Annotated in this window: 11 protein-coding genes and 3 pseudogenes; 1 reads left to right on the plus strand and 13 read right to left on the minus strand. The window is 71.8% G+C overall.

All coding sequences use genetic code 11. The features are described from left to right. Positions 1–344 precede the first annotated feature (344 nt). From ACFY3L_RS31295 to ACFY3L_RS31315, 5 genes are all read right to left on the minus strand, one after another. Entirely contained in the window at positions 345–1,622 is a 1,278-nt protein-coding gene (locus ACFY3L_RS31295) for an LCP family protein (protein ID WP_389331988.1), read from the minus strand. A gap of 71 nt (positions 1,623–1,693) precedes the next feature. Continuing rightward, a complete protein-coding gene (locus ACFY3L_RS31300) occupies positions 1,694–2,665 on the minus strand; it encodes a UDP-glucuronic acid decarboxylase family protein (protein ID WP_389331991.1) in 972 nt (323 codons plus the stop codon). Between the two features lie 109 nt (positions 2,666–2,774). Further along, positions 2,775–4,538: a cation acetate symporter gene (locus tag ACFY3L_RS31305; protein WP_389331994.1), complete on the minus strand. Its 1,764-nt coding sequence runs from the start codon at positions 4,536–4,538 to the stop codon at positions 2,775–2,777. Next, a complete protein-coding gene (locus ACFY3L_RS31310; protein ID WP_389331997.1) occupies positions 4,535–4,879 on the minus strand; it encodes a DUF485 domain-containing protein in 345 nt (114 codons plus the stop codon). The genes ACFY3L_RS31305 and ACFY3L_RS31310 overlap by 4 nt, the downstream gene beginning before the upstream one ends. Positions 4,880–5,110: 231 nt before the next feature. Further along, the gene (locus ACFY3L_RS31315; RefSeq protein WP_389332542.1) at positions 5,111–5,713 is read right to left on the minus strand and encodes a flavin reductase family protein; all 603 of its coding nucleotides are present in this window, start codon (positions 5,711–5,713) and stop codon (positions 5,111–5,113) included. Between ACFY3L_RS31315 and ACFY3L_RS31320 the strand changes: the two are divergent. Then, a pseudogene (locus tag ACFY3L_RS31320) lies at positions 5,651–5,779 on the plus strand (cytoplasmic protein); the annotation flags it as partial. The gene ACFY3L_RS31315 and the pseudogene ACFY3L_RS31320 sit on opposite strands and share 63 nt — an antisense overlap. Before the next feature lie 24 nt (positions 5,780–5,803). Here ACFY3L_RS31320 and ACFY3L_RS31325 read toward each other — a convergent pair. The 8 genes and pseudogenes from ACFY3L_RS31325 to ACFY3L_RS31360 form a co-directional block, all read right to left on the minus strand. Further along, positions 5,804–7,552, minus strand: a complete 1,749-nt coding sequence (locus ACFY3L_RS31325; RefSeq protein WP_389332000.1) for an ABC transporter permease — start codon at positions 7,550–7,552, stop codon at positions 5,804–5,806. Continuing rightward, complete coding sequence (locus ACFY3L_RS31330) at positions 7,543–8,307, minus strand: ABC transporter ATP-binding protein (RefSeq protein WP_389332003.1); 765 nt, start codon at positions 8,305–8,307, stop codon at positions 7,543–7,545. The genes ACFY3L_RS31325 and ACFY3L_RS31330 overlap by 10 nt, the downstream gene beginning before the upstream one ends. A 41-nt stretch (positions 8,308–8,348) precedes the next feature. Then, positions 8,349–9,230, minus strand: a pseudogene (locus tag ACFY3L_RS31335) (cation acetate symporter); the annotation flags it as partial. 125 nt (positions 9,231–9,355) lie between these two features. Next, positions 9,356–10,046, minus strand: a pseudogene (locus ACFY3L_RS31340) (cation acetate symporter); the annotation flags it as partial. Positions 10,047–10,128: 82 nt separating this feature from the next. Then, the gene (locus tag ACFY3L_RS31345) at positions 10,129–10,515 is read right to left on the minus strand and encodes a hypothetical protein (protein ID WP_389332006.1); all 387 of its coding nucleotides are present in this window, start codon (positions 10,513–10,515) and stop codon (positions 10,129–10,131) included. 83 nt (positions 10,516–10,598) lie between these two features. Beyond that, complete coding sequence (locus tag ACFY3L_RS31350) at positions 10,599–12,557, minus strand: DUF4153 domain-containing protein (RefSeq protein WP_389332009.1); 1,959 nt, start codon at positions 12,555–12,557, stop codon at positions 10,599–10,601. A 69-nt stretch (positions 12,558–12,626) separates the two neighbouring features. Beyond that, entirely contained in the window at positions 12,627–13,646 is a 1,020-nt protein-coding gene (locus tag ACFY3L_RS31355; protein ID WP_389332012.1) for an ATP-binding protein, read from the minus strand. After that, positions 13,643–14,347 carry a response regulator gene (locus ACFY3L_RS31360; protein ID WP_389332015.1) on the minus strand — a complete coding sequence of 235 codons (705 nt, stop codon included), beginning with the start codon at positions 14,345–14,347 and terminating at the stop codon, positions 13,643–13,645. The genes ACFY3L_RS31355 and ACFY3L_RS31360 overlap by 4 nt, the downstream gene beginning before the upstream one ends. Between the last annotated feature and the right edge of the window lie 34 nt (positions 14,348–14,381).

Consider the following 14,381-nt stretch of genomic DNA (forward strand, 5'->3'; position numbering starts at 1 on the left):
CCTTTCGAGGTAGCGATGGGAGGAACTTCGTCGGCCGCGCGCGGGGAAGTGCCACCCGAAGTCGCGCCAACTGACGCCGCCGGCTTCTCCTCAGGGTTCACTGGCGGTTCCTGGTCCTGCTGCATGTCGCCCCCGACTGCGTGCCCGCACTGCGGCGGGGATTTACCCGAGTCTACGTTCGCGGCGGGGATCGTGCCGACCAGCGTCACTGCACAAGATCCGCAGAGTTGCCACCATTCAGGCGTTTTCTACTTGGTCAAGGGTGACTCCTGCAATGAGATCTATACGACAGCCCGGGCATGCAACCCCACAGGTGGGACGACATGCCCGGGATGCCGGAACTATCACTTCTTGGCGGTGGCCTTCGTCGACGGCGGCGCCGATCCGCTCGCGGCGGGCTTCGGGGCGTTGGTCGCGGCCCAGTCCGCCATCTTGTCGGTGCGGATCGCGGTGTAGAGCGCCTCGGCCTTCGCCTTGTTGGGCACGACCACGTCCTCACCGTTGATCTTCTTGCTGCCGTCGTGCGGGCTGACCAGGAACGTCAGGTCGTCGCTGCGCAGGTTGCGGAACTGCAGGGCCATGTCGGCGAGCGAGAAGTCCTTGTCGACGGTCATCGCCTTGGTGATCGCCTTGAGGAAGGAGTTGAGCTTCGACGGGTTGCTGACGGTGCCGGAGCTGACCGCCTTGTCGAGGATGGCCTTCATCATCTGCTGCTGGTGACGCATGCGGGCGAAGTCGCCGTCGGGGAACTGGTAGCGCTGCCGGGCGTAGTCGAGGGCCTCGTCGCCGTTGAGGTGGTTCATGCCCTTCTTGAACTTGCGCTTCGGCGGGTGGACGGAGGTGATGTCGGCCTCGATGTTCATGTCGATGCCGCCGAGGGCGTCGATGACCTGCTTGAAGCCACCGAAGTCGATGAGCAGCACGTGGTCCAGGCGGACGTTGGTGTACTTCTCGATCGTCTCGACGGTCAGCGGCGTGCCACCCCAGGAGAACGACGCGTTGAGCTTGGCGTTGGTGTCGCCGTACGGCGTCGACTTGCTCTTGGGGATGTACACGTACAGGTCGCGGGGCAGGGAGACCAGGTACGCCTTGTCGTGGCTCGACGGGATGTGCAGCATGATCATGGTGTCGGTGCGCCACTCGCCGGCCTTGCCCTTGTTGTCGGGGTCCCGGGAGTCGCTGCCGAGCAGCAGGATGTTGAGCGCGCCGTCGGCGACCTTGGCGGGCCGGCCGTTGGTGATCTCCGAGAACGGGTCGTCGCGCTGCAGGCCGGCGTCGACGTAGCGGTAGTAGGCGTAGGCACCGACGCCGGCGAGCAGCGCGAGGACCATGATCGCGGCGCCGGAGACGAGCGCGATGCGGCCCCAGCGGGGACGGATCTTCTTGCGGCCGGGGTACTCGTTGCCGCCGGGCCGGCGCGGCGGGACGGCACCGCCGCCACCTCCGGCGCCCCCGGCACGGGAGGCGGACCCTGAGGCGGGCCGGCCGTAGACGCCTGACGACGCCCGGCTGGTCGGTGTGGAGGCGCCAGAGACGCGCGCACGCGCCGCCGCGCTGGGCGGGAGCGAGTTGGGCACTGAGGCGCGGCCCGACGAGCCGTTCGAGGCAGGCGTGGTGGACATGAAACCCACGATACGAACCTCCGGCCGCTCCGCCACGCAACTCGGATGGGCGCGGCACGAAGCGGGGAGAGTCAGCGGCCGCGGAAGTACTCCACGGTGCGGCGCAGGCCCTCCTCGGGGGCGACGGTCGGCTCGTATCCGAGCAGCTCACGTGCCTTGGTGAGGTCGGGGCGGCGGCGCTCGGGGTCGTCGGCGGTGCGGGGCAGCAGGGACACGGTCGACGCGCTGTCGGATAGCCGCACGATCGTGTCGGCGAGCTCCAGCATGGTCATCTCGTGCTCGGTGCCGCAGTTGACCGGGCCGGTCTCGCCGGAGTCGAGCAGGAGGAGGATGCCGCGGACGAGGTCCGACACGTGGCAGATGGACCGGGTCTGGGTGCCGGAGCCGTGGACGGTGATCGGCTCGCCGCGCAGGGCCTGCGAGATGAACGTGGGGATGGCGCGGCCGTCGTCGGGGCGCATGCGCTCACCGTACGTGTTGAAGATCCGCACGATGCCGACGTCGGCGCCCCGGCCGCGGTGGTAGCCCATGGTGGCGGCCTCGGAGAAGCGCTTGGCCTCGTCGTACACGCTGCGGATGCCGATCGGGTTGACGTTGCCCCAGTAGCTCTCCGGCTGCGGGTGGACGAGCGGGTCGCCATACGCCTCGGACGTGGACGCCATCACGAAGCGGGCACCGTCGGCGACGGCGCGCTCGAGCAGCTGGAGGGTGGCGATCGAGCCGACCCGGAGGATCTCGACGGGCAGCAGCTGGAAGTCGGTGGGGCTGGCCGGCGACGCGAAGTGCATGATCGCGTCGAACCTGGCGCTGAGGGCGTCGACGGCCGGCAGCGGCTCGCTGACGTCGGCCTCGACGAGCGTGAATCGAGGGTGGTCGACCAGGTGCGCGACGTTGTCCTTACTGCCCGTGACGAAGTTGTCGAGCACGACGACGTGTGCCCCGCGGGCGATCAGGGCGTCAGCGAGGTGCGAGCCGACGAACCCGGCACCACCGGTGAGGAGGATGCGGTGTCCCTCGCCGTAACGCTGCGCAACAACGACCATGAGACCAGCCTAGCGGCAGTGCGCCGAGGTCAGGGAATCGGCGGTACCCGGACCCCGGCGCACTACATCCGGTGGGGCGCCGGCTCCCGGGAGAGCCGGCGCCGTCCATCTAGTGGGCGCCGGCCCCGGTGAGGGAGCGGGCCTCCAGCTCGGCGAACTTGTCCGAGTCGCGTTCCTTGCTGGTGAGGGCGCCGATCGCGGCGAAGATGAACCCGATCGGGATCGAGATCAGGCCCGGGTTCTCCAGCGGGATGGGCGCCGGGGTGGTGCAGCTGAACAGGGCCGTCGCGTTGGAGACCTCTTTCGACTTCACGTCGACGCCGCAGGTCTTGGCCTGCGCCGCGGTGAGGGTGGCCGGGGTGCGGGCGTCGCTGACGCCGCCCCACGCGATGGGGCTCATGAGCACGATGCCGACGGCGGAGATGAGGCCGGCGTAGATGCCCCAGGTCGCGCCGCGGGTGTTGAACTTCTTCCAGAAGAGGGAGAAGAGGATCGCCGGCAGGTTCGCCGACGCCGCGATCGCGAACGCGAGCGCCACGAGGAACGCGACGTTGAGGTTGCGGGCGAAGATGCCGAGGACGATCGCGACGGCGCCGATGACGAACGCGGAGTACCGGGCGACGACGACCTCCTGCCGTTCGGTGGTCTGCCCGCGCTTGATGACGTTGGCGTACAGGTCGTGCGCCAGCGACGACGACGACGCGAGGGTGAGCCCGGCGACGACGGCGAGGATGGTGGCGAACGCGACCGCGGCGATGACGGCGAGCAGCAGCGAGCCGCCGAAGTCGCCGCCGAGGTACCGCTTGCCGAGGGCCTCGGCGAGCTGTGGCGCGGCGGTGTTGCCGCCGGGGTCCTGGGCGAGGATCGCCTGGCGGCCGACGAGCGCGGCGGCGCCGAAGCCGAGGGCGAGCGTCATCAGGTAGAAGACGCCGATGATGCCGATGGCCCAGACGACGCTCTTACGGGCGGCCTTCGCGTTCGGCACGGTGTAGAAGCGGATCAGGATGTGCGGCAGGCCGGCGGTGCCGAGCACGAGCGCGAGACCCAGCGAGATCAGGTCGAGCTTGCTGGCGAGGGTCGCGGCGGCGTTGCCGGCGATGTCGCGGCCGTAGCGCAGGCCGGGCTGCAGGAACGACTCCGGCGGGGTGCGGCCGGACTTGGCGGCGGCCTCACCGAGCAGCGACGACAGGTTGAACTTGAACGCGGCGAACACCATCAGCGTCAGCAGCAGGGCGCCGAGCATGAGCATGAACGCCTTGACGATCTGGACGTAGGTGGTGCCCTTCATGCCGCCGACCGTCACGTACACGATCATCAGCACGCCGATGAGGGCGATGGTGACGATCTTCGCGGTCTCCGCGGTCATGCCCATGAACGTGTCGCCGGCCTTGATGCCGAGCAGCAGCGCGACGAGGGCGCCGGCGCCGACCATCTGTGCCAGCAGGTAGAAGATCGACACGATGATCGTGGAGATCGAGCCGGCGGTGCGGACGGGTGCCTGCCGCATCCGGAACGCGAGGACGTCGGCCATCGTGTAGCGGCCCGAGTTGCGCATGAGCTCGGCGACCAGCAGCAGCGCGACGAGCCACGCGACGAGGAAGCCGATCGAGTACAGGAAGCCGTCGTAGCCGTTGAGGGCGATGATGCCGGCGATGCCGAGGAAGCTCGCCGCCGACATGTAGTCGCCGCCGATCGCCATGCCGTTCTGGAAGCCGGTGAAGGACCGGCCGCCGGCGTAGAAATCGGCGGCGCTCTTGGTCTGCCGGCTGGCCCAGATGGTGATGGCGAGGGTGGCCGCGACCAGGACGACGAAGAGCGTGAGCGTCAGCGTCCGGGTGGTGCTCGCCCCTACCGCGAGGGTGACGTCGTTCATTCGGGGCTCCCTTCGATCTTGGCGCGCAGCTCGTCGGCGAGGGGGTCGACGCGACGGTCGGCGTAGCGGGTGTACAGCCAGGCGATGAGGAACGTCGACACGAACTGCAGCAGCCCGAAGATCAACGCGATATTGATGTGCCCGACGACCTTCGTGCTCATGAAGTCGCGGGCGTACGCGGAGAGCAGCACGTAGAGCGCGTACCAGAGGAGGAACGCGGCGGAGACGGGGAAGACGAAGCGTCGCAGGGCGCGGCGCAACGCGTCGAACTCCGAGGTGTTGGCGACAGCGACGTACCGGTTGTCGTCCGTGCCGGTCGGCACCGGCGTATCGGTGCTCATGGGGGATCACCACCTGCCGTTGGGGTGTGGGTACGGCGCACGGTAGGAACCCGCCGCGTGGCGGTGAAGATCCTTGGACGGGCCCGGCGGACCCCTGCGCCCAACGGCAGGTTCGGTGCGCCGAGTGACAGCGGTCACACCGTTTAACGGCTTGAGTGCGTCGCGCAGCGGCGCATGGGGGTTCCCCCGCGCGGGACCCGCCGCTTGCGGTGGGGCGGCTGGTAAGAGCGTCTATATCGAGGTGTACCGACCCCGGTGGTGGAGCAGCGGCTTCGCCGGGGTGCCGCCCAGGTCGATGCGCACGACCGTCGCCTCGACGAGTAGCGACCAGCCGAACGGCCGGGCGCCGTCGAGGTCGCAGCCGGCCCACGGGTAACCGCGCGGCACCGGGCCGAACTCCGTGTGCTCCCAGTCGCCGGTCGAGAAGAGCCCGCCGGGCGCGGGCATCATCCCCGCGAACCGCTCGGCGAGCTGGTTGTCACCCTCGGCGAGCGGCACGACCGCGAACCGGCCGGCCGCCTCGATCGCCGTCCACAGGTCACTCTCGTCGTCGACGAGCCCTGCGACGCGGCCCGGGTCCCCGTCGGCGACCAGCATGGACGACACCGTCAACCCCGCGGGGCCCGGCGCCGTCCACAGGGTCACGGGGGCGGGGAGGCGGCCGCGGAGGCGGCGCAGCGGTGAGCGCTGGTCATCCGGTGTGGCGAACGGATCCGAGGCGTGGATACTCACCCGCTCATTGTCGGGTATGACCGGAGTGTGCAGACCTTCCTGCCGTACCCGGACTTCGCCGCGTCTGCGCTCGTGCTGGACCCGCGCCGGCTCGGCAAGCAGCGCGTCGAGGCGCTGCAGGTGCTGCGGGGGCTGATCGTTCCCGGGTACGGCTGTTCCCGGACGCCGACCCGGAGGAGCCCTACGTGTGGCCTACGCCCGCTTCGGGGTGACGGCGGCGAGGACCTCCGGGGCGCGCCGCTCCAGCAGGTTTCCCGCGAGGCGGGTGCCGGTCCAGGCGAGCCCGGCCCCCCACAGCAGCCCGGCCGGCAGCAGCACCCAGGCCAGCGCGTCGGGGAGCAGGAAGAACGCGACGATCAGCGGCGCCGTCAGCGCCCACGTGGCGAACATGCAGACCAAGGACAGCATGCTTTTCGCGCTGCCCTGGCCGGTGTTCATCGCGAACGGGTTGGTGGTGTCGGGCATCGGGTAGGGCGCGAGCACCGACGTGATGCCGGCGGCGCCGACGGAGATGCCGAACGCGCACAGGCCGACGCCCAGCGCCGCGGGCAGCTGGCCGGTGTGGCCGGCGATCACCGACACGACGACGGTGCCGGCGGCCAGCAGCGGGAACGCGAGGATGCCGACGCCGGCGGCGCGGGCCGCGAGCTCGACCTGGCCGGGGACGTTGGTGAGCATGTGCAGCGCGTAGGCGGTGCCGTCGTTGCCGAACTGGTTCACCAGTACAAGGCCGACGAACGCGCCGGCGAACAGCAGGGAGAACACGAGGGCGCCGCCGCTCATGCCGACGCTCTGCCGGGCGGCCTCCTGCTCCTCGGCGCTGGAGCCGCCGCCGAAGCCGAACGTGAACGCGAACGGGATCACGATGGACGCGGCGAGCAGCGAGATCAGGCTGGCGCGGCGGCGCGGGTCACGGAACCAGTAGCGGATCTCGCGGCCGACGAGGCCGGTGAACCGGCCGGCCGGCCAGGACCGCAGGACGCCCGGCAGGAACGCCCGCACCGGCAGCCTGTCGACGGCCTTGGCCTTCTTCGCCGCGCCGGTCGAGGCGGTGCCGAGCATCGCGGACTCGATCGTCCGCAGCCACCACCACAGCAGCGCGGCGACGCCGGCGACCCCGATCGCGAGGCGGGCCGCGACGAGCGCCCAGTCGCCCTCGATCGCGTCGACGTAGGCGACGAACGGCGCCGCGAGCGGCGTCCAGGACAGGATGCCGCCGATCGTGGTGGCCTGCTTGGACTCGCCGTTCTCGACCAGGGCGAAGATCAGCTGGAAGACCGGGTTGCAGGAGATGCCGGCGAGCGCGATCAGCAGCGCCGCCAGGTCCCGGACCTTCCGTGAGCGCAGCATGCCCGCGAACGCGCTGGTGACGGCGCGGCTCGCGGCGATGCACACGGCGAGGCCGACGACGGCGCCGAGGACGGCGACGGCCCCGGCGGCGGCACCGCCGTCGATGACCGCGCCGACGGTGGAGCCGAGCGCGGTGACCAGGGTGACGACCGGCGGGATGCCGACGGCGGCCGCGCCGAGCATGCCGAGCACGAGGGTGCGGCGCGGCACCGGCAGCAGCGCGAACCTGGCCGGGTCGAGCGTCTCGTCGACGCCGAAGAACAGCAGCGGCACCAGGATCCATGCGAGCACGAGCCCGGTGCCGGCGAACGCGGCGAGGGTGGGGCGCAGGTTGTCGTCGGTGACGCTGCTCGCGGCGAACACGCTCAGCCCGACGGACGCGGCGAACAGGCCGAAGATGACGCCGAGGATGAACAGGTAGACGCGGGTCTTCTTGCCGCGCATCGTGTTGCCCAGGATCCGCAGCTTCAGCCGGACGAAGTCGCCGACCTTCGGGGCGCCGCCGTGGATCGGCTCGGGCGGCGGCGCGAACACCCCGTCGTCGGGTGCCGGACGTTGCAGCGGAACATGCGGCTCCGGGGTCACAGCCACGACAGCTCCGCGCCCGTCGCCACCCGGCCGCCGACGACGTCGACGAACACGTCCTCGAGCTCGCGGCCGCCCTTCACCTGCTCGGTGGTGCCGACGACCTTGATCTGGCCGTCGGCGAGGATCGCGATGTGGGTGCAGAGCCGCTCCACGACCTCCATCACGTGGCTGGAGAAGATCACGGTGCCGCCGTTTCGGACGTACCGGATGAGGATGTCACGGATGAGGGCGGCGGAGACCGGGTCGACGGCCTCGAACGGCTCGTCGAGGACCAGCAGCCGCGGCGCGTGCAGCAGCGCGCAGGCCAGGCCGATCTTCTTCTTCATGCCGGCCGAGTAGTCGACGACGAGGGTGCGGCCGGCGTCGGCGAGGCCGAGGACGTCGAGCAGCTCCGCGGCGCGGGCGTTGATGACGTCCTGCGGCAGGCCGCGCAGCAGGCCCGTGTAGGCGAGCAGCTCACTGCCGGTGAGCCGGTCGAACATGCGGGCCGAGTCGGTCAGCGCGCCGAGGCGGCGCTTCGCCTCGACGGGGTCGGACCAGACGTCGTGGCCGAGGACATACGCGTGACCGGCATCGGGGCGCAGCAGCCCGACCGCCATCGACAGCGACGTCGTCTTGCCGGCGCCGTTGGGCCCCAGCAGGCCGAAGAACGACCCGGTCGGCACGTCGAGGTCGACGCCCGCGACCGCGACCTTCTGATCGAAACGCTTGGACAGCCCCCGAAGCGCGAGAGCAGAGGCAGGCTGGGGACTTGTCACAAGGTGACCGTATGTCACACCAGCATCGGCCGCCAAGGCGGTCACATCCGCAATGCGTCCGGCGCGTGCAGGCGGAGCATGATCGCCCCGAGGTCCTTGGGCAGACGCTGCCGGGTCAGCAGCGAGACGGTGATCATGACGAAGAAGGCGAGCGGCACGCTCCACGCGGCCGGCTGGGTGGTCAGCACACCCGCCCAGCCGGGCAGCGGCCCGCCGAGCACCGTGAGCAGCACCGCGGCGGCCGCGGCGCCCCCGCCGGCGACGATCCCGGCGGCCGCGCCGACCGCGGTCAGGCCGCGCCACCAGATGCCGAGGACGAGCAGCGGGCAGAAGCTGGACGCGGCGACGGCGAACGCGAGGCCGACGACCTGCGACACGTCGAGGCTCGCGACGAACAGGGCGAGCAGCAGCGGCACCACCCCCGCGACGAGCGCGGAGCGGCGGAAGTCGCGGACCGAGCCGTGGCCGAGCACGTCGGTGGACAGGACCCCGGCGACGCTCGTGAGCAGCCCCGACGACGCGGACAGGAACGCCGCGAACGCGCCGGCGGCGACGAGCGCGCTGAGCAGCTGGCCGGTGAGGCCGCCGCCGAGCGCCGCCGACGGCAGGAGCAGCACGACCGCGTCGGTGTTGCCGGTCATCAGCAGTTGCGGTGTGTACACGCGGCCGAGCACCCCGTACAGGGTCGGGGTCAGGTAGAAGACGCCGACGAGCCCGAGGACGACGAGCGTGGTGCGGCGGGCGGCGGCACCGTCGGGGTTGGTGTAGAAGCGGACCAGCACGTGCGGCAGGCCCATCGTGCCGAGGAACGTGGCGAGGATCAGCGAGTAGGTCGCGAACAACCCCTGCGAGTGGTCGCCGGGCAGCAGCCAGTCCTTCGGTGAATCGTCGGAGACGGCGGCGACCTTCGGTACCGGCGCGGCCTCCGGGAAGTCGATGGCCGTGCCCGCGTCCGCGTCGTGCTCGCCGGCCGTGAGCAGCACGGCGCCGTCGACCGCGGCCCCGTCGAGCCGGCCGTGCGCGGTGACCGGCGTCTGGACGGTGACGATCAGCCGGGTCGGGTGGTCGACGGTGACGGTCGTCGCGACAGGGAACGTCGGGCCGTCCGGCGCGGTGAGGGCGGGCCGGCCGTCGGACTGCCACTGCATGAGCAGGAACACGAACGGCACGGCGAGGGCGGTGAGCTTCAGCCAGTACTGGAACGCCTGCACGAACGTGATGGACCGCATCCCGCCGAGTGCGACGTTCAGGGTGACGACGACGCCGACGAGCAGCGCCCCCAGCGCGTACGGGGCGCCGGTCACCGTCTGCAGGGTCAGGCCGGCGCCCTGGAGCTGCGGCACGAGGTAGAGCCAGCCGATGAACATGACGAACGCGGTCGCGAGCTTGCGCAGCCGCTTCGAGCGGAGCCTGACCTCGCAGAAGTCGGGGAGGGTGAACGCACCCGAGCGGCGCAGCGGGGCGGCGACGAAGAGCAGCAGGGCGAGGTACCCGGCGGCGAACCCGACCGGGTACCAGAGAACGTCGACGCCGTGCTTGAGGATGAGGCCGGCGACGCCGAGGAAGCTGGCGGCCGACAGGTACTCGCCGCTGATCGCCGCCGCGTTCCAGGTCGGGCTGACCATGCGGGACGCCACGAGGAAGTCGGACGTCGTGCGGGCGAACCGCAGCCCGTAGAGGCCGATGGCGACGGTGACGAGGGTGACCGCGATGACCGCCGGCAGCGCGTAATCGCTCATGCCGCCGCTCCGCTGCGCTGCGGCGTCGGCCTGAGCCAAACCTGATCCCAAGATGAGCGGCCCGAGCCGCTGCGCTGGCCGCTCATGAGTGCTGCTGGGACCGGTCTTCGACCAGGGCGACGAACTCGGCCTCGTTGCGTTCGGCGAGGCGGACGTAGGCGAACCCGACGGCGAACAGGAACGGGTAGGCGGCGACCCCGAGCAGCAGCCACGGCACCGAGATGCCGAACAGGTGCGCCCTGCCGAGCGCGGGCGCGGCCGCGAACAGCAGCGGCAGCCCGCCGAGCGCGACCGCGACGACCGCCGCGAGCCGCACCGCGACGGCCAGCTGGGCGCGCACGAGCCCGCGGGCGAGGGCGGCCCCGACCGGGCTCTGCTCCTCCAGCTCGGCGCGGGTGCGGGCGGGGTCGATGGGGGCGCGGGCGACGTCACCGAGCACCACGCGGACCCGCGGGGTGGGTGGCTCCATGTCCGGCAGTCTCGCAACGAGCGTGAATCCAGTGCAAGGGGGCCGACACCCCCCGTTGAGCGTCGGCCCCCGTCCCCGCCTCGCTAGTACCGCCGGTAGCAGGGGTAGTCGGAGGCGTCGACGACCTCCGGGACGATCCGGCGGGCCTCGGCACGCCCCAGATTCCAGCCGCGCCAGTCGTCCTCGTCGCGCAGGTCGCGGGAGATGCCGGACAGGGCGCACTCGCGGGCCCCGGGCGGCAGCTTGTCCAGCGCCGGCGCGGCGTCGGCGGACAGCGTCGACAGGTACCAGACGTCGGTGTTGTTGCTGGCGAACCGGGCGACGTTGCGCTCGGCGATGAACCGGTCCGGGTTCAGCACCGCGAGCCCCAGCAGCGTGACGACCCACAGGGCGACCGCGGCCCGCGGCAGCCAGCGCGTCGCCGGCACGACCCCCGCCACCATGATCAGGACGAGGAGGCCGCCGAGCCAGAGCTCGAACGCGCTGACCAGGACGCGGAGGCGGCTGAAGCCGTACGCCTGCTCGTAGACGTCCATCCGCCACAGCGCGGACACCACGACGACGAGCGCGCCCAAGGACAACAACCCCAGCAGCACGCGCAGCAGCGCCCGCTCACGGGCCGTCTCCCGGGACGCCTTGCGGACCGTCACCGCGATCACGACGAGCGTGAGCAGCGTGACGACGAGCAGCTGCCAGAAGCCCTTCCGCGCGTAGTCGGCGAACGTGAGGCCGGCGGTGCGCATCACGTAGTCGCGGTCGCCGAACAGGACCGCGACCTGCACACCGACGAAGATCCCGAAGACGGTGAGGACGGCGCCGACGGGGACGACCCACTCGTACCAGCGGACCACCCGCCCCTGCCGTGGCCTGCCGTCGCCGAGGGTGGACGGGTTGTGCAGCAGGAACGCCCCGCCGAACGTGAGCCAGGCGGCGACGGCGCCGACGAACAGCCACCGGAACGGCGTGCTGAGCGACAGGTCGGGCAGGATCGTCTGCACGATCCGGTCGAACGCGGCGTCGGCGCTGGCGAACAACGCCCCGAAGACGACGAGCAGCAGCACGCCGAGCGCGATCGAGCCGAGCAGCCGCGCCGCGCCGGACGCGCCCTCCTTCGCCCGCGCCCGGCGCAGGCCGGAGCGGACCCATGGCAGCGACCGGAACCCGGCCATCGGCAGGTTGACCAGCGCCGCGAAGACCGCCGGGACTCTCCGGCCGGCACCGACGGCGAGCGCGACGCTGCCGAACGCGGCCAGGACACACAGAAAGAACAGCCAGCCCGCCGCCCGGAACACCCCCACGGACAGCAGCGCCACCGTGGCGACGCCCCAGCCCGTGGCCTCGACCGCGCTGGTGCCGCGCCGCTGCGGATCCATCCGCAGCAGCACGACCAGCAGGGCGACGACGAGCGCCAGGCCGGCGATGGGCCAGCCGATCCCGGGCCGGTCCAGCGGCAGTGCGGCGGCCGCGACGACCGCGGTGACCAGGCCGCCGATGAGCACGCCGGGTCCCGCGGCGACGCTGCGCACCGGCCAGTGCCGCTGGAACAGGGTCGGGTGCGGCGGGCCGAGCAGGACCGGGCTGATCAACGCCGGGTTCGGCGGGGGCTGCGGCGGGTTCGATGCCTGCTGCGGGTGGACCGGCGGCGCGAGGGTGGCGACCGCCCCCCGCGGCCCGCCCTGCCCCTGATGCTGCTGCTCCTGGTGTACGGGCGGCTGCCCGGGGCGTGGCGGTTGCGGTGGGGCTTTGCGCAGGCCGGGTGCTGCCCCTCCGGGCGGCGACGGCGGCCGCGGTGGCTGCGGAGCGGCGGCGGAGTCGCGCCGCTCCAGCGGCCGCGGTGCCAGAGACTGCTGCCTCTCCGCCGGGGCCTGTTGCTTCTCCGCCAGGGCCTGTTGCTTCTCCGGCGCGGGCTGCTGCCCTTCCGGCGCGGGCTGCGGCCTTCCCGGCGCGGGCTGCTCGGCCGAGACGGGTTGCTCGGCCGGGGTCGGCTGGGCGGGGACGGCGGGGCGCTGCGGACCGTCGGATGGTTCCGTCGGGGACGACATGTCGGACTCCGGAGGGTATGAGGATCCGCGCGTCCGGCTGTCGCCGGACACGTACTGAAGACGCTTGGATCAGACGGGCAGGGTGACCCGGATGCGGCAACCTGCCACGCCATCCGGTTGCTCGATGACCGCGATCGTGCCGTTGTGCAGCTCGATGAGCCATTGGGCGATCGCCAGCCCCAGCCCCGTGCCGCCACCGGAGGCGCGGGCGCCGCGGGTGAAGCGTTCGAAGACCCGCTCCCGCTCCGAGTGCGGGATGCCGGGCCCTTCGTCGGCGACCTCGATCATCACCCGGTCGCCGTCGCGCCGGCCGATGATCGTGACGGTGCCGCCGTCGGGGCTGTGCCGGGTCGCGTTGTCGACCAGGTTGGTCAGGACGTGGTGCAGCCGCGCCCGGTCGGCGCTGACCAGGGCGTTCTCCGGGAAGGCGCAGAACAGGTACTCGACCTTGTAGCCGGCGGCGGTGGCCTTCACCTCGGCCTCGGCCACCACCTCGATGAGCAGGTCCTCGAGCCGGAAGTCCTCCCGGTCCAGTGGAATCACGCCGGCGTCGAGGCGGGACAGGTCGAGCAGCTCGGTGACGAGCCGCCCGAGGCGTTCGGTCTGGGCGAGCGCGGTGCGCAGCGTCGCCTGGTCGGGCTGGACGACACCGTCGACGACGTTCTCCAGTACCGCCTGAACCGCCGAGATCGGAGTCCGCAGCTCGTGCGAGACGTTGGCGATCAGCTCGCGGCGCTGCTGGTCGGCGGCGGCGAGCTCGGCGGCCATCTGGTTGAACGCGACGGCGAGCTGGCCGACCTCGTCCTTCGACGTCGCCCGTACCCGAGCGGAATAGTCACCCCGGGCCATCGCCTGCGCGGCGGCGGTCATGTCACGCAGCGGCGACGTCACCCCGCGGGCCAGGACCTGCGAGGTGAGCAGCCCGACCGTCAGCGCGATCTCCGTCGTCGTCGGCGGGATCCAGCCGATGCCGATCCAGAACACGCCGAGGCCCGCGCCGGCGGACGCGACGAGCAGCACGGCGAGCTTCAGCTTGATCGAGCGCAGCGGGTCGAGCGGCCGGGGCAGCAGGTCCAGGAAGTGCTTCATGTGGTCTCCAGCGCGTACCCGACTCCGTGCACGGTCCGGATCAGGTCGGACCCGAGCTTGCGGCGCAGTGCCTTGATGTGGCTGTCGACGGTCCGGGTGCCCGACGCGTCCGCCCAGCCCCACACCTCCGCGAGCAGCCGCTCCCGGGGCAGGACCGTGCGGGGTCGGGTCGCGAGGTTCACCAGCAGGTCGAACTCGGTCGGCGTCAGATGCGCCTCGACGCCGCCGCGGCTGACCCGCCGCTGCGCCCGGTTGATCTCCAGGTCGCCGAGGACGATCGGGGTGGCGTCCGGGTCCGGCTGGGACTGCGCCAGCCGCTCCAGGCGCCGCAGCAGCACGTGGACGCGGGCGGCGAGCTCCCGCATCGAGAACGGTTTGGTGAGGTAGTCGTCGGCACCGACCGCGAGCCCGACGAGCAGGTCCGTCTCGTCGTCACGGGCGGTGAGCATGAGCACGGCGACGGGCCGCTCCGCCTGGATGCGCCGGCACACCTCGAGGCCGTCGAACCCGGGCAGCATCACGTCGAGCACCACGAGGTCGGGGCGCAGCAGGCGGGCCGCGGCGACCGCGGACGGCCCGTCGTGCGCCTGGTCGACGGCGAACCCTTCGGCGCGGAGCCGGACCGCGATCGACTCCGCGATCATCCGCTCGTCGTCGACGACGAGCACCCTGCGCCGTTCCCCGGTCCCACCTGCGGTCATGCCAGCAGCGTATTGGGTAGATGCGAGGGGCAAC

Source organism: Dactylosporangium sp. NPDC000521, assembly GCF_042898305.1.
Classification (GTDB): Bacteria; Actinomycetota; Actinomycetes; order Mycobacteriales; family Micromonosporaceae; genus Dactylosporangium.